Origin of the sequence: Formivibrio citricus (genome assembly GCF_900115065.1) — a bacterium.
GTDB lineage: Bacteria > Pseudomonadota > Gammaproteobacteria > Burkholderiales > Chitinibacteraceae > Formivibrio > Formivibrio citricus.
Genome location: NZ_FOVE01000012.1, coordinates 1 through 19223, shown reverse-complemented (window position 1 = coordinate 19223; position 19223 = coordinate 1). Strand labels below are relative to the sequence as shown.

The 19223-nt window shown below is 60.7% G+C and carries 15 protein-coding genes and 1 pseudogene; 4 read left to right on the top strand and 12 right to left on the bottom strand.

Annotation, left to right across the window (positions count from 1 at the left end; genetic code table 11):
• Positions 1-473 precede the first annotated feature (473 nt).
• The 3 genes from BMZ36_RS08835 to BMZ36_RS08825 form a co-directional block, all read right to left on the bottom strand.
• Positions 474-3542, bottom strand: a complete 3069-nt coding sequence (locus BMZ36_RS08835) for an efflux RND transporter permease subunit (RefSeq protein WP_091194757.1) — start codon at positions 3540-3542, stop codon at positions 474-476.
• Positions 3539-4654: an efflux RND transporter periplasmic adaptor subunit gene (locus tag BMZ36_RS08830; RefSeq protein ID WP_091194754.1), complete on the bottom strand. Its 1116-nt coding sequence runs from the start codon at positions 4652-4654 to the stop codon at positions 3539-3541. The genes BMZ36_RS08835 and BMZ36_RS08830 overlap by 4 nt, the downstream gene beginning before the upstream one ends.
• A gap of 83 nt (positions 4655-4737) precedes the next feature.
• Positions 4738-5358 carry a TetR/AcrR family transcriptional regulator gene (locus tag BMZ36_RS08825; RefSeq protein WP_091194751.1) on the bottom strand — a complete coding sequence of 207 codons (621 nt, stop codon included), beginning with the start codon at positions 5356-5358 and terminating at the stop codon, positions 4738-4740.
• Between the two features lie 96 nt (positions 5359-5454).
• On the opposite strand from BMZ36_RS08825, the gene BMZ36_RS08820 reads away from it, so the two are divergent.
• A complete protein-coding gene (locus BMZ36_RS08820) occupies positions 5455-6915 on the top strand; it encodes an efflux transporter outer membrane subunit (protein WP_091194746.1) in 1461 nt (486 codons plus the stop codon).
• 26 nt (positions 6916-6941) lie between these two features.
• Here BMZ36_RS08820 and BMZ36_RS08815 read toward each other — a convergent pair.
• From BMZ36_RS08815 to BMZ36_RS08805, 3 genes and pseudogenes are all read right to left on the bottom strand, one after another.
• A pseudogene (locus BMZ36_RS08815) lies at positions 6942-7034 on the bottom strand (SMR family transporter); the annotation flags it as partial.
• A 135-nt stretch (positions 7035-7169) separates the two neighbouring features.
• Complete coding sequence (locus BMZ36_RS08810) at positions 7170-8255, bottom strand: alpha/beta hydrolase (RefSeq protein ID WP_091194742.1); 1086 nt, start codon at positions 8253-8255, stop codon at positions 7170-7172.
• A 177-nt stretch (positions 8256-8432) separates the two neighbouring features.
• The gene (locus BMZ36_RS08805) at positions 8433-9581 is read right to left on the bottom strand and encodes an iron-containing alcohol dehydrogenase (protein WP_091194738.1); all 1149 of its coding nucleotides are present in this window, start codon (positions 9579-9581) and stop codon (positions 8433-8435) included.
• A 321-nt stretch (positions 9582-9902) separates the two neighbouring features.
• On the opposite strand from BMZ36_RS08805, the gene BMZ36_RS08800 reads away from it, so the two are divergent.
• Positions 9903-10874 (top strand): AraC family transcriptional regulator, encoded by a 972-nt coding sequence (locus tag BMZ36_RS08800; RefSeq protein WP_091194732.1) that lies wholly within the window; start codon positions 9903-9905, stop codon positions 10872-10874.
• A gap of 54 nt (positions 10875-10928) precedes the next feature.
• Here BMZ36_RS08800 and BMZ36_RS08795 read toward each other — a convergent pair whose 3' ends face one another.
• Together BMZ36_RS08795 and BMZ36_RS08790 are read right to left on the bottom strand one after the other, a co-directional pair.
• On the bottom strand, positions 10929-11378 hold the full coding sequence (locus BMZ36_RS08795) for a DUF441 domain-containing protein (protein WP_091194728.1): 450 nt from the start codon (positions 11376-11378) through the stop codon (positions 10929-10931).
• Positions 11379-11415: 37 nt separating this feature from the next.
• A complete protein-coding gene (locus BMZ36_RS08790) occupies positions 11416-12288 on the bottom strand; it encodes a DMT family transporter (RefSeq protein WP_091194724.1) in 873 nt (290 codons plus the stop codon).
• A 203-nt stretch (positions 12289-12491) separates the two neighbouring features.
• Here BMZ36_RS08790 and BMZ36_RS08785 point away from each other — a divergent pair, with 203 nt between their 5' ends.
• Positions 12492-13460, top strand: a complete 969-nt coding sequence (locus BMZ36_RS08785; RefSeq protein ID WP_218142680.1) for a 2-hydroxyacid dehydrogenase — start codon at positions 12492-12494, stop codon at positions 13458-13460.
• Positions 13461-13511: 51 nt separating this feature from the next.
• Here BMZ36_RS08785 and BMZ36_RS08780 read toward each other — a convergent pair whose 3' ends face one another.
• A complete protein-coding gene (locus BMZ36_RS08780; protein WP_091194939.1) occupies positions 13512-14012 on the bottom strand; it encodes a phosphate-starvation-inducible PsiE family protein in 501 nt (166 codons plus the stop codon).
• Between the two features lie 331 nt (positions 14013-14343).
• Here BMZ36_RS08780 and BMZ36_RS08775 point away from each other — a divergent pair, with 331 nt between their 5' ends.
• On the top strand, positions 14344-17019 hold the full coding sequence (locus tag BMZ36_RS08775; protein WP_091194714.1) for a cation-transporting P-type ATPase: 2676 nt from the start codon (positions 14344-14346) through the stop codon (positions 17017-17019).
• A 79-nt stretch (positions 17020-17098) separates the two neighbouring features.
• Here the strand turns inward: BMZ36_RS08775 and BMZ36_RS08770 are convergent, their stop codons facing one another.
• From BMZ36_RS08770 to BMZ36_RS08760, 3 genes are all read right to left on the bottom strand, one after another.
• Positions 17099-18214 carry a porin gene (locus BMZ36_RS08770; RefSeq protein ID WP_091194710.1) on the bottom strand — a complete coding sequence of 372 codons (1116 nt, stop codon included), beginning with the start codon at positions 18212-18214 and terminating at the stop codon, positions 17099-17101.
• A 190-nt stretch (positions 18215-18404) separates the two neighbouring features.
• Entirely contained in the window at positions 18405-18986 is a 582-nt protein-coding gene (locus tag BMZ36_RS08765; RefSeq protein ID WP_091194706.1) for a DUF3237 domain-containing protein, read from the bottom strand.
• 27 nt (positions 18987-19013) lie between these two features.
• Positions 19014-19223 (bottom strand): tannase/feruloyl esterase family alpha/beta hydrolase (locus BMZ36_RS08760; protein WP_143086012.1); only part of this gene is annotated, 210 nt, incomplete at its 5' end.

Here is a 19223-nt window from a genome sequence, read left to right as displayed (position 1 = left end):
CGCTTCGGCCGAACTGCTGCCGCATCAAGGCCGTAAGGCGCACTCGAAGCGTAGCGCAGTGCGTCGAATGCATAGCGCATGATTAACCCGTGCTGAATAATGTTTGATATTCAAACCCGCTTTAATTGAATTGCGGTGGTTCTTTGTTTTGCCTTCGGCAATCTATAATTCGGCGGGCTGCCACTTCGTGGCGAGGCCGCCCTACCATTGGGCTTTCTTCGTAGTTGGTTGCAGTGGTATATCTGCTTTGGGGGCTGACTGAGCCTGTGACCGCTCCGGCCGAACTGCTGCCGACATCAACGACAAAGGCCAGTCTCAATGACTGGCCTTTGTCTCTTTGGAGCCGATCCTTTTGTGCTTTTCTCTTCTCAGCACCTACAAGCAATGGGCCGGGAGAAGCACAACACCAACGCTTGCATTTCAAGCCCCCCAAACTTCTTGCAACCGGCTGAAAGGTCGGGGCCGGTTGGGGCTCAGCCTTGCGAGGCCGCTGGTCTGATCTTGAACCAGATGGAATACATGGCAGGCAGGAACACGAGCGTCAGCACCGTGCCGGCGAGCGTGCCGCCAATCAGCGTGTAGGCCAGCGTTCCCCAGAACACCGAATGGGTCAGCGGGATGAAGGCCAGGATCGCCGCCAGTGCGGTCAGGATCACCGGGCGCGCGCGCTGCACGGTGGCCTCGACTACCGCACGGTATGGATCGAGCCCGGCCTGTTCGTTTTCTCGAATCTGCCCGATCAGGATCAGCGTGTTGCGCATGAGGATGCCCGACAGCGCAATCAAGCCGACCAGCGCATTGATGCCGAAGGGCTGCTGGAACAGGATCAGCGTCGGCACCACGCCGATCAGCCCGAGCGGACTGGTCAGGAAGACCATGACCATGCCGGAGATCGAGCGGACCTGCAGGATGATGATCAGCAGGGTGGCCGCCAGCATGATGGGGAAGATCGGCAGCATGGCGACCGTCGCCTTGCCGGCTTCCTCGATGGCGCCAGCCTCCACAATGCGGTAGCCGCTCGGCAGCTTGGCCATGATGGGTTGAAGCTCCTTGGTCATGGCTGTCGATACGTCCGGCGGCTGCAAGCCTTCGGCGATGTCTCCGCGCACGGTGATCGTCGGCGTGCGGTCACGCCGCCGCAGGATCGGGTCTTCCATGCGCACCTCGACCTTGCCCACCTGCGACAGCGGAATGCGCTGCCCGGTCGACCCGACCAGCGTGAAGCCGGCAATCTTCGCGGGGTCGAGACGGATAGCGCCGGCTGCACGGCCTACCACTTGCACCGAGCGGATATCGTCGCGCACCTCCGTCAGCGGTGCTCCGCTCAGCAAGAACTGCAACTGCAGGGCCACCGAGCTGGAGCTCAGCCCCAAGGCATGGAGCCGGTCCTGATCGAGGGTGAAGTGCAGGGTCGGGACACGCGCCCCCCAGTCCGTGTTGACGGTGCGCATCATCGGGCTGGCATGCATGACGCCCTCGACCTCGGCGGCAATCTCGCGCAGCTTGTCCGGGTCCGGCCCTGTGACGCGGTAGGCCACCGGGAAGGGTGAAGGCGGCCCGAACACGATCTGGGTGACGCGTACCCGCGCCTCGGGCGCCAGGCCGTCGGCCACGGCCTGGCGCAGTCTGAACTTGAGGGCTTCCCGCTCCTTGTCGTTGCCCGCGAGCACCACGATCTTGGCGAATGAAGGGTCGGGCAGTTCGGGCGCCATGGCCAGGAAGAAGCGGGGAGCACCCTGGCCGATGTAGGCCGTCACGATCCTGGCCTCCTGCTGCTTTGCCAGCCAGGCTTCGACCTTTGCCGTCGCGGCGCTGGTTTGCCCGATCGAGGCGCCGTAAGGCATCTGCACCTCGACCAGCACTTCCGGCCGGTCGGAGGTCGGGAAGAACTGCTTCTTGACCATCGCCATACCCAGCACTGCCACCACGAACAGACCGATCACCGTACCGGCGACAATCCACTTGCGGGCGATGACGCGCCCCAGCACCTGGCGGAAGCGGTTGTAGCGCGGCGTGTTATAGATGGCCTCGTGCCCCCCTTCGACTTTCTTGAAGTCGGGCAAGAGCTTCACCCCGAGGTAGGGTGTGAACACCACAGCCACCACCCACGAGGCGATCAGGGCGATGCCGACGATCCAGAACATGTTGCTGGTGTATTCACCCGCCGTGGAGCGGGCGAAGCCGTTGGGCATGAAACCGACGGCCGTGACCAGCGTACCCGAGAGCATGGGGGCCGCGGTATGACTCCAGGCATAGGCCGACGCGGCAATGCGGCTATACCCTTCCTCCATCTTCACCACCATCATCTCGATGGCGATGATGGCGTCGTCCACCAGCAGGCCCAGCGCCAGGATCAGCGAGCCGAGCGTGATGCGGTCGAAGTTCTTTCCAGTGGCCGCCATGATGACGAACACCGCCGCCAGCGTCAGCGGCACGGCCGCCGCGACCACGATGCCGACGTGCCAACCCATGCTGACAAAGCAGACCACCATCACGACGAGCAAGGCGACGAAAAACTTGACCATGAACTCGTCAACCGCCGAGCTGATGTTGACGGCCTGATCGGTGACCTTGGTCAGCGTCATGCCCAGCGGGAGTTCCGCGTTGATTCGGGTGACTTCCGCCCCAAGCGCCTTGCCCAGATCGAGCCCGTTCCAGTCGTCGCGCATCACGACACCGAGCAACAGGGCCGGCTCGCCGCCGTTGCGGACCATGAAGGTCGCGGGGTCTTCATAACCACGCTCGACGCTCGCCACATCCGACAACTTCAGCGTGCGCCCCTGCGCGACGATGGGGGTCTGGCGGATCTTCTCCAGCGTGTCGAAGGCGCCATCGATGCGCACGAAGACCTGCGGCCCCTTGGTCTCGATCGAGCCGGCGGGGGTCAGCACATTCTGGCCGTTGAGTGCGGCAAAGATGTCTTGCGGCGCGACGCCCAACGTGGCCAGGCGGTCGTGGGAGAAAGAGACGAAGATACGTTCGGGCTGCTCGCCGATGATGTTGACCTTCTTCACGCCCGCAACATGCAGCAGTTGCTGGCGCAGCACTTCCGCATCGCGTACCAGCCGTCTTTGCGGTTCGCCCTTGGCCTTGAGGGCGAAGAGCGCAAACGTCACGTCTGCATATTCGTCGTTGACCATCGGTCCGATGACGCCAGCAGGCAATTTCCTGGCTTCGTCGCTGATCTTCTTGCGGGCCTGGTAGAACTCCTCCTGAACCTGCGAAGGCGGGGCGCTGTCGCGCAGGGATACCATGGTGAAGGCGAGGCCCGGGCGGGTGAAGGTTTCCGTGCGGTCGTACCAGCGCAGTTCCTGCATGCGCTTTTCCAGCGGTTCGGCGACCTGGTCCTGCATCTCCTGCGCCGTCGCGCCCGGCCATGCGGTGACGATGGTCATCTGCTTGATCGTGAACGGCGGGTCTTCCGCGCGCCCAAGCTTGAAGAACGCGAGAATGCCGGCGGCAGAGATCAGGAAGATCAGGAACAGGGTGATGGCGCGTTCGCGTACCGCGAGCGCAGATAGGTTGAAACGGCTCTCGCTCATGGACGCACCTCCTTGCTCGCCGTGGCGGCAGCTTGATCGGCCACCCGGACCTGCCCGCCTTCGCGCAGCAGATGCGCGCCGAGCGCGACGATGCGTTCACCCTGCCTGATCTGGCCGGTGATGCGCGCGCCATCGTCTTCGAGGCGCAGGACAGTGACGGGACGCCAGGAAACCTTGGCCGGCTCACCGGTGATGACCCACACCCCCGGCCCCTTGCCCGCGTCGAACAGGGCGCCAATCGGTACGTGCAGACCGTCTTGTCCTGGGGAATGTCCACCCGGAATCTGGATCACGACTGTGGTGCCCAAGGGTGCGTTGGCCTGTTCCCCATCCAGCACATAGCGCGCCTCGAAGGTGCGAGTAAGTCGATCTGCCGAGTTGGAGAGCTGCCGCAGCTTGGCCGGAACGACAACGCCTTCTTTGCCGAACAGCGTGGCTTGCGCAACCGAGCCGATGGCCGGGCGCAGCGTTTCCGGCAACTGGATCACCGCCTCGCGCCGTCCTGCGTGGGCCAGGCGCACCACAGTCTGCCCGGCGCTCACGACCTGGCCGGGCTCGGCCAGCGTTTCCATGACCACGCCGTCGCCATCGGCGACCAGCTCCGTGTAGCGGCTCGCATTACGGGCCACATCGGCTTGGGCCTCGGCTGCGTTGAGCTGGGCTTTGGCCGCATCGGCCGCCGCCTTGACCTGATCGTAGGCCGAAGCCGAGATCGCGCCGGTTCCACGCAGGTCGCGATAGCGGGCTTCGTCCTCCGCCGTCTGTTGTGCCCGTGCTCGCGCGGCGGCGACCGCCTCCTGCTGTGCATGCGCCGCGAGCTTCAGATCGGCGGGGTCGATGCGCATGAGCCGCTGGCCGCGTTTGACGGTTTGCCCGGCATCCACGAGCCGCTCCAGCACCTTGCCGGAGACGCGAAACCCCAGGTCGCTCTGCACCCGGGCCGCGACGGTTCCCGTGAACGTGCGTGACGCAGAGCCTGCGCCCTGGACGATTGCGGCGCGCACCAGAGGCGCCTCGGTGCGTGGATCGGTGGATGCCTTTTCGCCGCAAGCAACCAACGCCAGCGGCAAGACGCAAATGACTATGGGGGTAACGAGGCGACGCCGGAGCATGAAAGTCCCTTTGACGAAATGTTCAGGACTTTCATTGTGGTACTGGTGACTAAATTAGTCAATGGTCACAAAACCAATTCATGTCAGGGCGACAGGCTGCGGAGCACCAGGCTGGACAGGAGCGCCGGCGCCTGCTCGGTGTAGTCAAAGCTATGCTGCAACAACAAAGGATTCAGATAAGGGCGCATGACGAGGTAGATCGACATCGCTGTTTCGTCCAGCGGCGTCTTGCGCTCGAAGTCGCCGGTCTGGCGGCCTTCCTGCAAGACTTCGCGCAGCATTTTCTGGATGTGTTCTTCATAAGCGAGCGTGACCTGCCAGCGCTCTGTCGCGGCCGATGCGGCAATCTCGTAAAGCTTGCGGTCCTGGGAAAACAGCTGCAGGCTCGACTCGACGATAGCCTTGAACATGCGTCGCAACTTCTCGGGCGGCCGATCTGCCTGATCAATGGCCGCCCTGATCTCGGTCTCGATCCGGCCCACGCAGTTCGCGCAGATCATCTCGCCGATGGCTTGCTTGGACTCGAAGAACTTGTAGATGTAGGCCTTGGAAAAGCCGATGGCCTTGGCGAGATCGGAAACGGTCGTCTTCTCGTAGCCGTAGCGACTGAAATGCTCGGTGGCTGCGGCGACGATCTGGTCTCGCACCTCATGGTCGGCCGGGCCCCGGGCCGAAACGGGATAAGTAGTACTGGTCTTTTTCATGGGTTCCAGCTTACCGCCAGTCTCAAGAATTGACAATGAGTGACTGTTTAGTATTATAGTCACATAAATTCATTTCTCCTGCTCCGGGACTAGCCCATGCTGCCAAAACGCACTCTTGCCATGCTCATTGCTGTCAGCCTCTCTGCAGGCTGCGCTGTCGGCCCCGATTACGTCCGGCCCGACGTACCCATGCGTGAACGATTCATGGCCCAGGCGGCTGTAGATCAACGGCACGCCACAGCCAGCGCAGATCTCATCGCATGGTGGACAGGTTTCGGCGATCCGCAGCTGACGCGGTTCGTGACGCTTGCGTTGGCACAGAACCTCGATCTTGCGCAAGCATCGGCACGCGTGACGCAAGCGCGCGCCGGACTGGGCGCGGCCAACGCCGCCTTGCTGCCCTCCGGCAATGTCAACGGCCAAGCTGCCAGAGCCTACCAGTCCGTTGAAACCCCGTTGGGGCAAGTCCTGAATTCAGCCCCCGGGTTCGAGCGCTACGGCAATGCCTACGAGGCCAATGCCGGCGCGAGCTGGGAGCTGGACGTGTTCGGAGGCCTGCGTCGCGGACGGGAGGCCGCATTCGCCGAGTACCAGGCTTCGGAAGCCGGCGCAGCGGCGACGCGACTCGCCGTGGCAGCACAGACCGCCGACATCTATATCAGCATCCGGGGATTGCAGGCCCGCCTCGATGTGGCTCGAAAACAGGTGCAGACGCAGCAGGAACTGCTCTCGATCATCAAGCTTCTGCATGGCAAGGGATTGGCGGCCGAGCTTCAAGTCAGGCAGGCCGAAGGCGCGCTTGCGCAGGTCCGGGCCTCCGTACCCGAGCTTGAAGCGGGCCTGGACGCAGCCATGAACGCGCTGGACGTGATGCTCGGTTCGCCGCCCGGCACGCATCGGGCGGAACTCACCGAAGCAGGCAGCATCCCGGTCGCACCGAAGATCGCCGCCACCGGGTCGCCGGGTGAGTTGCTCCGGCGGCGGCCCGACCTGATCGTGGCCGAGCGTCGCCTGGCCGCATCGAACGCACGTATTGGCGTCGCCATCGCCGAGTACTTCCCCAAACTCTCCTTGAGCGGTCTGATCGGCAGCGCGACATCGGTATCGAGCGGCAATCTGTTCACCAGCGGCGCCAGCCAGGCTGCGGGTGTGTTGGGTCTGCGCTGGCGCCTGTTCGATTTCGGCCGCATCAACGCGCAGATCGAGCAAGCCAAGGGGCAAGAGGCCGAGATGTTGGCTGCGTATCGGCTGGCAGTGCTCCGGGCGACCGAGGACGTGGAAAATGCCTTCTCGGCCCTGGTCAAGCGCGAAGAGCAGGCTGCTGTGCTGACTCAGGGCGTGGACTCGCTCAGCCGCGCGCGCGGCGCTTCGTTTGCAGCGTATCAAAAAGGGGTCGTCAGCATGATTGAAGTCTTGCAGGCCGACGAAAACTTGTTGCGAGCCTCCGATGCGCGGGTTCAAGCACAAACCGAATCGGCACGCGCAGCGGTCGCCGCCTTCAGGGCGCTTGGTGGCGGCTGGCAGCCCCGCAAATCGGACGCGGTGGCAATCAAATAGCCGACCACCACGAGGACTGACGGCTAGAGGCGCGAGAAGCCTTCGCTCGATTTCAGCGCCGAGGTGGCGATGACTTCGCTGACGATGGCGACAAACAGAAAAAGCCAGGTTTTGAACATGATTCAAGATTTCCGTTAACCACAAGCCCCCCCTTCGACAAAGGGGGGCTGGGGGGATTTTGCGGCACAGGCATAATCAACTTTGCTGAAATCCCCCTCAATCCCCCTTTTGCAAAGGGGGAAGCAAGGAGTCCATTACTTCAGATTCTTGCCGAAGAAATCCGCGATCTTGTCGAACGGAATCTTGTCCATTTGATCGTACAGATCGGTGTGGTTGGCGCCCTTGATGATCAGGAGTTCCTTGGGCTGTGCCGCAGCCGCATAGGCGGTTTCGCTGAAATAGCGTGAGTGGGCTTTTTCGCCGTGGATCAGCAGGATGGGGCGTGGCGAGATTTCCGCGATGTTGGTCATCAGCGGCGCGTTCATGAACGGCAAGCCGCTGGTGATCGTCCAGGAACCGTTCGAGTTGATGGCGCGCGGGTGGAAGCCGCGCTTCTTCGACTTGTAGTAGTCGGCGTAGTCCACCAGGAATTGTGGCTCGCCCCCCTTGAGCACGTTGAATTCGGGCAGCATCGCCGGCGCGCCATTTTCCGCATCCTGCCAACGCTGCCGGCTCAGCTGCTCCAGCGTCTGCGCGCGCTGTTCGGCAGTCACGCTGTCGTTGTAGCCTTTGGACATAACGCGCGACATGTCGTACATGGTACTGGCCACAACAGCCTTGATGCGCTTGTCCACCGCCGCCGCATTCAGTGCCAGGCCGCCCCAGCCGCAAATGCCGATGATGCCGATACGCTCGCGGTCGACCGAAGCATGCAGGCCGAGGAAGTCCACCGCGGCGCTGAAGTCTTCGGTGTTGATGTCGGGCGAGGCCACATGGCGCGGCTCGCCGCCGCTCTCGCCCGTATAGGACGGATCGAAGGCAAGCGTGACAAAGCCGCGCTCCGCCATCGTTTGCGCGTACAGCCCTGACGATTGCTCCTTCACGGCACCGAAAGCGCCGCTTACCGCCAGCGCGGGCAGGCGCTGGTTGCCGCGATTCTTCGGCAGGTAGAGATCGGCGGCCAGCGTGATGCCGTAGCGGTTCTTGAAAGTGACTTTCTGATGGCCAACCTTATTGCTTTTCGGGAAGGTCTTGTCCCATTCCTGGGTCAGGCGCAGGGTATTACCGCCAGTTGCGGTGGAGTTGGTCTGCGCCAGAACGGGCTGCGCGCCGACGAATATGGCAGCACTGGCGACAATGGCGCCCTGGATGATTTTCTTGCGGGAAAGCAGGTGGGGCATTTGGGCTACTCCTTGTCAGGTGGGGCATGTTGATCCGGCCAAATGAAGTATGAATTTTTGTCGTCATACCGGCGCAGGCCGGTATCCAGCAGCAAAGCTGCTTCAAACCACTGGCCCCCGGCCTGCGCCGGGGTGACGAGTTCAAACAAAAATCTGGCCGAATCCATCGTCGAGCGGTTACAGCGCGCTCTTCAAAATGGCCGTCACCACTTCCGGTGTGTAGGTGTCGGCGATGCCAAAGATGCGCACGTTTTTCTGCACGTTCTCAACGATGGCCGGCAGGTCCGCCTCGTTGATATCCAGTTGCGGCAGGTGTGTCGGCGTGCCGATCTTGTCGTACCAGCCCTGCAGCGCGGCAATACCCTGTTCGCCGGTCTCAACACCGAACACGTTTTTCGCGAAGCGCTCGAACTGGGCCGGGTTGCGGTCGAGGTACCACTTCATCCAGGCCGGAACGACGACCGAGAGGCCGGCGCCGTGCGGCACATTGAACAACGCGGAGAGCGAGTGCTCGATGGCGTGATTGGGGAAGCTGGAGCCTGCCGTGCCGGAATAGGTCAGGCCATTCAACGCCAGCGTCGCCGCCCAGGCGAACTGGGCGCGGGCGTCGTAGTCGGCCGGGTTGGCCAGCAGCGCTTCGGTCGTCTCGATGACGGTATTGATGAGCGATTCGACCAGGCGCGATTGCAGTTTCGGGTGCACGGTCGCAGTGAAATAGGCTTCGATCAGATGCGCAATGACATCCGATGCGGAATAGACGAGATAGTCGCGGGTGACGCCCTGCATCAGTGCCGGGTTGACGATGGACACCTTGGGGAACAGCGGTGCAGCAGAGATGAAGAATTTCTCTTGGGTCTCGTCATTGGTGACCACCGCCCCGGGGTTCATCTCGCTGCCGGTTGCGGCCAGCGTCAGAATGGCGAACAGGGGGAGTGCCGATTCAACGGGGGCCTTGCCGGTAAACAGATCCCACACGTCGCCGTCGTAACGGACGCCCGCGGCAATCGCCTTGACGCTGTCGAGCACCGAGCCGCCGCCGACGCTCAGAATGGCATCGACCTGCTGCGCCCGCGCCAGGGCAATGCCTTCGCGCACCTTCGAGATGACGGGGTTGCTGACGATGCCACCGAATTCGACCAGTTCGATGCCCTTCTCGGCCAGGCTCTTGCTGGCGACATCGAAAAGCCCCTCGCGCTTGATGCGCTCGCTGCCATAGCAGAGCAGCACTTTCTTGATGCCATGCCCGGCCAGATGCTGGCCGATCAATTGTTCCTTGCCGGTGCCGAATTCGATTTGGGTCGGGTTGAAGAAGGTGAAATTTTCCATGGGGCTGCCCTCTGTGAATGCGAAGTAAATTGTTCGACTATTGATCCGGCCCAGTGATGTTTGAATTTTTGCCGTCATACCGGCGCAGGCCGGTATCCAGCGACAACGTTGCCTCAAACCACTGGACCCCGGCCTGCGCCGGGGTGACGAGTTCAAACAAAATCCGACCGAATCGATAAGTGTATTTTTCGCGATATGGGCCGCCCATCGATATACAAATCCTCCGTTTTTATTGCCTGATCCTCCAAGCTTGAGGATTGTTGGTTGGCGCAAGCGCTGTGGGCGGATATTCTTCGGGCAGGATTTGTTTGGAGATTGGCCATGCCAACGCAAGAACCGCTTGGAATGCAGGATGCCGCAATGCTCAACGCCCTGCGGGAGTCCATGGTTGAAAGCATCGGGCGCAGGACTGTTGGCAATACAGATAGTGCGACGCCGATTTCGAGCCTGTTTTTCTTTCGGCGCGAGACGCCGATGCCGCCGTGCATTTGCCTGGTAGAGCCCAGTATCGTTCTCGTCGTCCAGGGCGAGAAACAAATGCTGGTGGGCGGGGAAGCCTACCCCTACAACATCAACCGCTTCCTGATCACTTCGTTGGATATTCCAGCCAATTCGCAAATAGTCACGGCCAGCCCGGACAAACCGTGCCTGGGGCTGCTCCTGAAGCTCAACCTTCGCACCATTGCGGAATTGATCGCGCAAGGCGGGCTGCCTTTGCCCGTGGAGCGTTCGAACGACAAAGGAATCGGGATAGGCCTTGGCGCGGTCACGCCAGCCTTGCTTGATCCCATCAAGCGCCTGCTGGATTTGCTCGATGAACCCGGCGCGATTCCCGTGCTGGCCCCGCTGATCGAGCGGGAAATCCACTATCGCCTGCTGATGAGCGATCAGGCGACGCGCCTGTGGCAAATTGCTTCGGTGGGTAGCCAGGGCCATCGCGTCGCCAAGGCCATCGACTGGCTGAAAATGAATTACACCGCCACGCTGCGCATCGACGATCTCGCGGCCCATGTACAGATGAGCACCTCAAGCCTGCATCAGCATTTCCGCCAACTCACCGCCATGAGTCCCTTGCAGTACCAGAAATGGCTGCGGCTGAATGAAGCGCGCCGCCTGATGCTGAACGAGGACCTGGATGCGGCAAGCGCCGCCTTCGAGGTCGGCTATGAGAGCCCGTCGCAATTCAGCCGCGAGTACACCCGCCTCTTCGGCGCGCCGCCCAAACGAGATGTGGAAGAGTTGCGCCGCAAGGCCGATGGCACGGGGTACGCTCAAGGTATGGCGGGCAGCTAAACCCGCGGTCATTGCAAGGATTGTGGGAGCGGATGCAATCCGCGAAACGCCAGCTCAAAGCTTGAGAAACCGCACCAATAACGCCACCATGCCACCCGCGATCAGCGGCCCCACGGCCAAGCCGCGGAAGAAACAGACGCCGACGAGCGTTCCCACCATCAAGGCAGTAACCGCTTCCGGCGAGGCTTTCATGTAGGGCACGCCCTGCGCGGCGATCCACGCCAGCGCCAAGCCGATTCCCAGCGCCAGTATGCCGGTCGGGCTTTTGAACACTTTGGCAAACGCGGAAACATCCATCCGCCCCGTCACCACCGGCACCAGCACGGCAGCGGTCAGGATGGTCACGCCGACCATGATCCCGTTCGCCTCAATGACATCCAGCCAGCGGTGCAGCCCCAGCAACTTGATCAGCAGCAGCGCCATCGCGGCAATCGAAACCGTGTGGTTATTGCCCAGCACGGAGATGAACAGGATGATCAGGATGGGGAGGTTTTCCAGGTTCATGGGATTTCCGTTGTTTATCAGTGCATATTGAAAAAATTCAGGATCTGCCTGAACGCAATGCCGAAACGATCCCTGCCCCGGCGATCAGCAGCATGGCGGCATAGCTCAGCAGCGGCAGGTTATCTTTCCAGATCAGGATGCCGTAGACCGAAGTAAACGCCACGGTCAGGTAGCTCAGGCTCGCCACGACCAGCGATTTGCCCTTGCCATAGGCCCGAGTCACGGTCAGTTGGCCGATGCCGGCAAACACGCCCATCGCCACGATGATTCCGGCATTGTTCCAGTCGAGCTGCGCCATGGCATAGGGCTGCACCAGCATCCAGATACCGGAGAAAACGGTGCTCGTCAGCAGAAAATAGAACACCACGCGCCATTCCGGTTCGCCGGCCCGGCCCAGTTCGCGGATGTTGAACATCGAGCCCGCGCTGAAAAGCCCGGAAAGCAACCCCATGCTGCACGGGAACAGGAGCTCGGAAGAAATCGTGGGTTGCAGCAGCAGGATCACGCCCATGAAACCCAGCCCAATCGAGAACACCTGAGCCGGGCTGGGCAATACCCGGTGCAGGCCGGCAATCAACACCATCAGGAACAAGGGCGTGGTGTTTTGCAGCGTGATGGCCGTCGGCAAGGGCAGATGCGCCATGGCATACGTGGCCATCATCATGGAAATCGCGCCGCAAAAACTGCGCCCTGCGTGCAGGCGGAAAACGGGGCGCGATATCTTCAGGCTATATCCGCCGGGAATCACGATCGCCGCCAATAGCACGAGCAACGCGATCGATGCCCGGTAGAACATCAATTCCGCGGTCGAGAGCGTGCTGCTGCCCAGCTTGACGAACACGCTCATCGTGGAAAAGCTGAAACAGGAAACGACCATCCAGAATGGCCCGGAACTGCTTAAACGCGACATTTTGGCTTTCGGGGAAGGGGAACAGCGCCCCAGGAGCAATCTTCCGATTTTGCCAGTTTTTGCCTTGGGGCTGGCAACGCAACTTTGTGCAAATGCCCGTATTTACGGGCCGGAAACGGCATTTTTTATTGAAACGGGATATTTGCATCCGTTCCGGATACCGGCATTCTCACTATCGACTCCGTCACCTCATGAACACAAAGATGAAACCACGAATCGTCGTTGCCCGCTCCATGCCCGCCGCCGTCGCCCAACGCGCCAGCGAGGAATTCGATGCCCTGCTGGCGCAGGATTGCGTTCCCGACACCGAAGAGGTTCTCAACCGCCTTGCCCGCCACCGAGCGGAAGGCTTGATGATCGGGGCCTCAGTCAAACTGGATTCGGAAACCATCGCCCGCATGCCGGCGCATGTACGGATCATCGCCACGGTCAGCGCCGGCATCGATCACATCGACATCGCCGCAGCGCAAGCGCGCGGCATCGTCGTGACCAACGCGCCCGAGGGGCCGACGGAATGTACTGCGGATTTGTGCATGATGCTGTTGCTCTGCGCCGCGCGGCGTGCAACGGAATACCACGCCCTGATGCAGGCCGGATGGCGCCGCCGGCTGGGACTGGGCGAAATGCTCGGAACCAAGGTCAGCGGCAAGACATTGGGCATCTTCGGCATGGGCCGCATCGGGCGCGAAGTCGCCCAGCGCGCCCGCGGCTTCGGCATGAAGATTCTCTATCACAACCGCACCCGCCTGCCGTCCGAGCTCGAACAGGGCGCGACCTATTTCGCCGATTTCCGCGAGATGCTGCCGCACTGCGGGTTCCTGTCGCTCAACGCACCGGGCAGCCCGCAAACCCGCCATGTCATCAACCGGGAAACGCTCGCGCTGCTGCCGGAAGGTGCCGTGTTCGTGAATACGGCGCGGGGCGCGCTGGTGGACGAGGAAGCCTTGATCGAATCGCTGCGCTCCGGCCGCCTGGCCGCCGCCGGGCTCGATGTATTCGAATCCGAACCGGATTTTGACCTGCGTTTCCGCCAGCTTGGCAACGTCTTCCTGACCCCGCACGCTGCGAGCGCCACCACGGAAACGCGCAACAGGATGGGCTATTGCGCGCTGGACAATCTGGCTGCAGTGCTTGCGGGCAAGGCGCCGGTTACGCCGGTCACTCTGCCTTGACAGGCAGACAGGTAAACCATGGAAATGGATATCCACCTCTTGCCAGGAGCGTTATTCGGGTGGCATGTCTTTTTTGCCGGGCGCCAGGGGAACCCCGCATGGATACTTGACCGTTACCCAATAGCCAATCGCCAATGACAACGCCAGTGCCGCAGTTGCGTACACATACTCCGGGCTCACCTCCTTGTAATCCAGGATGACGATTTTACGAAGAACGGCCATATAGGCTGTCGCCATCACGATCTCGAGCTGGAGCCCCTCGTCCTTCAGGTAACTGACAATATTTGCAAACACTTCCACCGCAATCAGAACAGCCATGAAAGCGCCGAAGGTGGCAAAAATATCCCTGATTTCAAGCAAATGAAGAGGATGGGCGCTGATACGGCTGTACAGCACATAGATCACGTCCGCCACCCCCCACCAGATCACGAACACCATCAATACGGCAAGAAGCCGCACTGCGTGGCGTATTGCTGCTCGTGACAGAGCAAGCACCCGGTCTTCTTGCTCTTCACAGTGGACTTCCCTGCAGTTGGTTTCTTTCTGGTTCATTTGCATCCCCTTTGGGAAAAGTCCGGTTTGCCACGGCGCAAGCCCTAAGAACCTGTTCACGATCTTGCTGCGAAACCGTGATCGGGGCTCATGTGCTGCTCGGAATCCTCATTTATCCGCATAAACTCCGGTTCCTGCGCTGCTCTTCGCCCCGCTGACGGCTTCTCGCGACAGATCGTGAACAGGTTCTCACAGCACCCGGCATCTTCTCGCAGTATAGAAAACAATAAACGCCAAACGATAATGATTTGCACTACCACAACAAAGCCTCATGTTGCTATAGTGAAAGCGGCACCCTATGACCGTTCTGCACTCAACGAGGTGAACAACCATGACCGATGCGAGATGGCACTCTCAGTCACCTGAAGACGCTCTTGAAAAGCATGCCACAACAGAGGGCGGGCTCTCTGCCGGTGAAGCGGCAAAACGCCTGGCCAGCCACGGCCCGAATCGCCTGACTCCGCCCAAAAAGAGAAGCGCCTGGCTGCGGTTTCTGCTGCAGTTTCACAACGTGCTGATCTATGTCCTGCTCGGCGCGGCTAGCGTAACGGCCATGCTGGGCCGACCCGTGGATACGCTGATCATTTTTGGGGTTGTATTCATCAATGCCGTGATCGGGTTCATCCAGGAGGGCAAGGCGGAAAAATCGCTGGATGCGATTCGCAACATGCTCTCGCAGCGAGCCACCGTCATGCGCGATGGCCGGAGACAGGAAATCGATGCCGCCGAGGTGGTACCCGGAGATATCGTTCTGCTGGCTTCGGGGGACAAAGTGCCCGCAGACCTTCGGTTGGTGGAAACCCGCTCCCTGCGCATCGAAGAAGCCGCGCTGACCGGAGAATCCGAGCCGGTCGAAAAATCCCCGGAAGCAGTCCCCGACAAAGCCCCGATCGGCGATCGAACCTGCATGGCCTATTCCGGGACCCTGGTCGTTTTTGGTCAGGGACGCGGCGTGGTTACCGCCACGGGGGATGCCACCGAAATCGGCCGGATCGGCCGCCTGCTGGCCGAAGTCGATACGGTTGAAACCCCGCTTCTCAAACAGATGTCGGTCTTCGGGCACTGGCTGACCGGCGGCATTGTCGTGCTGGCAGGCTTCACGCTTTTGTTCGGGATGCTGGTGCATGGCCAGCCGGCAGGCGAGATGTTTCTGGCGGCCGTGGGCTTGGCCGTGGCGGCGATTCCTGAGGGCTTACCAGCCATCATGACCATCACGCTGGCCATCGGCGTACAACGGATGGCCGGACGCAATGCGATTATCCGGCGCATGCCGGCCGTTGAAACGCTCGGAGCCGTCACCACCATCTGTTCCGACAAAACCGGCACGCTGACCAAAAACGAAATGACCGTACAGCGCTTGGTCACGGCAGAGCAAGCGATTGAGGTCACCGGAGTCGGCTATGCCCCGCACGGAGGGTTCGTCTCCGACGGAAAGGATGTCGATCCCGCCGAGCTGACCGATCTCGCCCGTATTGCCCTGCTCTGCAACGACGCCACCCTGCGAGAGCATGAGGGCGAATGGAAGCTCGAAGGCGACCCCACGGAAGGCGCGCTGTTGACCCTGGCATTCAAGGCCGGGCTCAATCCGCATCTTGAAGCCGAAAGGCTGCCGAGAGTCGACGTGATCCCCTTTGAATCGGATCATCGCTTCATGGCCACCCTGCATCATGACCATGCCGGGCACGCCATGGTGTTCGTGAAGGGCGCGCCGGAGCGAGTCATCGGCATGTGCAACCGGCTGCGTTCCGGGGGCGAAGACAAGCCTCTGGAAACCCAGGCATGGCAAGCGCAGGTCGAAACGCTGGCAGCCAGTGGCTTCCGTGTCTTGGCACTGGCATGCATGCCCGTAGAAAAAGGCAAACGGGAGCTCACCTTTGGCGACGTCGAAACCGGGCTGACCTTGCTCGGCTTGGCCGGAATCATGGACCCGCCGCGCGACGAGGCCAAACGGGCCGTTGCGGCCTGCCATTCGGCCGGCATCCGCGTCAAAATGATCACCGGCGACCATGCAGTGACAGCCGCAGCCATCGCTCGCGCCATGGGTCTGGCAACCGGCGAAGGACGCGCGCTGACCGGCGCCGAAATCGAATCCATGAGCGATGAGCAACTGCGGCAAATCGTGCAGGAAGTCGATGTCTACGCGCGGGCCAGCCCCGAACACAAGCTCAGGCTCGTGGAAGCCATGCAGGCCAACGGCGAAGTGGTTGCAATGACAGGAGACGGCGTCAATGATGCCCCGGCACTCAAGCGCGCCGATGTCGGCGTTGCCATGGGCAACAAGGGCACCGAAGCCGCCAAGGAGGCCGCGGAAATGGTTCTGGCCGACGACAATTTTGCCTCGATTGCCGCCGCGGTCGAAGAAGGCCGAACCGTCTACGACAACCTGCGCAAGGCGGTGGTCTATGTGCTGCCGACCAGCATCGGCCAGGCCACGATGGTGCTGATTGCCGTGCTTTCGGGCATGACGTTGCCGATCACGCCCGTGCAGATTCTGTGGGTCAACATGGTCACTGCCGTCACGCTTTCGCTCGCCATTGCGTTCGAGCGCCCCGAGCCCGGCCTGATGGCACGCCCGCCGCGCGATCCGAAAGAACCGCTGCTTAACGGATTCATGCTGTGGCGGATCGTGTTTGTCACCACCCTTCTGGTGGCCACATCCTTCGGCATGTTCCTGTGGGAACTCGATCGCGGCATGGAACTGGAGTTTGCCCGCACGGCGGCCGTCAACACCCTGGTCATGGGGCAGATTTTCTACCTCTTCAACTGCCGGCGCCTGACTGCGCCCGTCCTTTCGCGGGAAGGTTTTCTGGGCAACCGCTATGCACTGCAGGCCATTGCTGTGCTGATGGTTCTGCAGTTTTCCATCACGCACCTGCCGTTCAAGCAAGACCTGTTCGGAACCGACGATCTGGATGGCGCAAGCTGGATCAGGGTGGTCATCGCGGGTGTCTTGATTTTGCTTGCAGTGGAGGCGGAAAAACGCTTCTGGCACAACAGGCACAGATAATCAGCTTCCAACAGGTTGTTCAAACCAGCGCAAAGCCCTCATCCACAATGTGGATGAGGGCTTTGTCAATGAAGGTGACTTAAAAGTCCGTTTGAATCCCTGCGGCAATTGCCGTAATGGACGCACCTTTATTGATTGTTCCAATCTGCGCCGAAGGATGATCAAGATTGTAGGTAGCCTGACCGTCATTCTTCACGCGGCTCAACGTCAAGATGGCGCTGGTCTGCTTGCTAAGGCTGTATTTGTATTGACCAATGACCGTATAAGCCCCGGTATCGCTCTGGGACTGGCCATTATCCTTGCGATCGTTGAGTTTGACATACTGGGTAGTAAAATGATGCTTGCCGGTTTTGTATCCGGCCCCCAAACCCCACGAATCTTGCTTGACTTCAGTTGCCGTCGCGCTGGCACGTCGCACATAGCGGTTCCACAATACCGAAATATCCACCCCTTCCACCGGCGTCAGGTTGCCGCCAAGGCGATATGTCTTGTAGAACGCTTCCGGCGCAAAGGCTGCGGTCGGCGCATAGCCGGTCGCAGAAGAACCGGCGACATTCGTCCCCCCCATGACATTGGTATCGTCATTGCGCTTGTAAACGGCGCCCAAGCGGAACATCGGCGACTTGTAGATCAGCGACGCCTGATAGCCATAGTAGTTGTACGTCGAAGTCTTGGCGCCGAAGTCATACAGGGCAAGAGCCTGGAGCCCTCCCAGGAAAACCGGCGACGAATATTTGGCTGCATTATTCAAGCGGGTTGAGTCGCCGCTCACGAGGAAAGGATACGGATCGGCACCGTTGGCATTCCAGCGGGTAAAGGCGGGCGCTATGGCACTCGGGAACGAATCGCCCAGATCGCTCTGTTTGCCGACCTGCAGTTCGCCGAAATTGCCACGCACACCGACATAGGTATCGCGGGAATTGAAACCATTCATCGCATTGGGCTCGCCGATCTGAACGCGGTTTTCAACCAGCCAATAGAGTTGCAAGCCGTTGTCCAGCTTGTCAGTCCCCTTGAAGCCGAGACGGGAATTGCCATCCGGCCCCAAGCGGGTACGGGTCAGATCGTTGGTCCCGTTGTCAGAGATCTTCGCGTATTCGACAAACGTACGCAAAGAACCGTATACGGTGACTTCTGCCATTGCGCTCGGCACAACAAACGCCGACGCCACGGCGACTGCCAGAATTCTACTCATGAGATTTACCCTCGCCTAAATATCAAAAGAAACAATCACTTGAAATAAATTCAACTTCACCTTCTCAACAACAACGCCAAAAAACGGCGCGAACAAGCCCCTACCCGCTGCAGCCGGCAATCCGGCTGGCAGCGGAGCAGTTCCCTTGGGCTTAATTGGGGATCTCTGGTTAGAGAGGCCTAGATGGACCTCAAACCAGCTTGTAGACCCGGATCACGACAGCCTGTCGTTCCGGCCGCAAACTGCCGGCATGCATGCCGACCAGTTGCACCCGGTTCAACCAGGCATAGGGGCCATCCGGCGCAGAGATTTCGACCGCAGAAAAGGCATAACGCGGCTTTTTGCCATCATCGACGATGACTTGGTTACGGATAGTCAGCACAGCACCATCATCCGTTTGCAGCTCATAAAGCGCATCCATCCGTTTGATGCCGTCTCGGCGGATCAATTGGCGATCCATGCCGCCATACGGAATGACCTTTCCGCGCAAGCCGGGGCCTTCGAAGGTTCCGCCAGTGATCTCCACCATGCGGCGTTCACCCAGCGGGCCATTACCCAAGGCCGAGTTCCTGCCTATATCCACGATTGCTTCCAGCACAAACTCAGTGCGGGGGAGATACATTGGAATCCTGTCTGATGTGGGTGTTTTGACTTTTGAAGCGACAGGCTCAGCGGCAGACAAAGAGCCCGCAGCAACAGCCAGCCCCACACCGCCAAGCAACAGACTGCGGCGATCCATGCCCTTTTCTCGCATACCTTGTTCCTTGCTCATGACCTCACTCCTTTGATTTGGATTGCATCAAGGTGCTACGCAGTTGAAGCTGGCTGCTTTTTCGGGATCGCCTTTGCCGTCGTAGCGGGCGACTTGCGGGTAGGCACAAAGCAGACGGGTACGGGTGGGAGACCAGGATGCAGGCACTTCCGGGTTGGGCAGGTTGGAGCCTTTGCCTCGTGCTGTGGCGACAATCGCATCCGGCGCTTTGCCTTGTTCAACCCAGGCCACCAGCGC

Bases quoted from the DNA above. Each gene is read 5' to 3' on its own strand.
- BMZ36_RS08835 (WP_091194757.1), bottom strand. From the start codon at position 3,542: ATGAGCGAGAGCCGTTTCAACCTATCTGCGCTCGCGGTACGCGAACGC.
- BMZ36_RS08830 (WP_091194754.1), bottom strand. From the start codon at position 4,654: ATGCTCCGGCGTCGCCTCGTTACCCCCATAGTCATTTGCGTCTTGCCG.
- BMZ36_RS08825 (WP_091194751.1), bottom strand. From the start codon at position 5,358: ATGAAAAAGACCAGTACTACTTATCCCGTTTCGGCCCGGGGCCCGGCC.
- BMZ36_RS08820 (WP_091194746.1), top strand. From the start codon at position 5,455: ATGCTGCCAAAACGCACTCTTGCCATGCTCATTGCTGTCAGCCTCTCT.
- BMZ36_RS08810 (WP_091194742.1), bottom strand. From the start codon at position 8,255: ATGCCCCACCTGCTTTCCCGCAAGAAAATCATCCAGGGCGCCATTGTC.
- BMZ36_RS08805 (WP_091194738.1), bottom strand. From the start codon at position 9,581: ATGGAAAATTTCACCTTCTTCAACCCGACCCAAATCGAATTCGGCACC.
- BMZ36_RS08800 (WP_091194732.1), top strand. From the start codon at position 9,903: ATGCCAACGCAAGAACCGCTTGGAATGCAGGATGCCGCAATGCTCAAC.
- BMZ36_RS08795 (WP_091194728.1), bottom strand. From the start codon at position 11,378: ATGAACCTGGAAAACCTCCCCATCCTGATCATCCTGTTCATCTCCGTG.
- BMZ36_RS08790 (WP_091194724.1), bottom strand. From the start codon at position 12,288: ATGTCGCGTTTAAGCAGTTCCGGGCCATTCTGGATGGTCGTTTCCTGT.
- BMZ36_RS08785 (WP_218142680.1), top strand. From the start codon at position 12,492: ATGAAACCACGAATCGTCGTTGCCCGCTCCATGCCCGCCGCCGTCGCC.
- BMZ36_RS08780 (WP_091194939.1), bottom strand. From the start codon at position 14,012: ATGAACCAGAAAGAAACCAACTGCAGGGAAGTCCACTGTGAAGAGCAA.
- BMZ36_RS08775 (WP_091194714.1), top strand. From the start codon at position 14,344: ATGACCGATGCGAGATGGCACTCTCAGTCACCTGAAGACGCTCTTGAA.
- BMZ36_RS08770 (WP_091194710.1), bottom strand. From the start codon at position 18,214: ATGAGTAGAATTCTGGCAGTCGCCGTGGCGTCGGCGTTTGTTGTGCCG.
- BMZ36_RS08765 (WP_091194706.1), bottom strand. From the start codon at position 18,986: ATGAGCAAGGAACAAGGTATGCGAGAAAAGGGCATGGATCGCCGCAGT.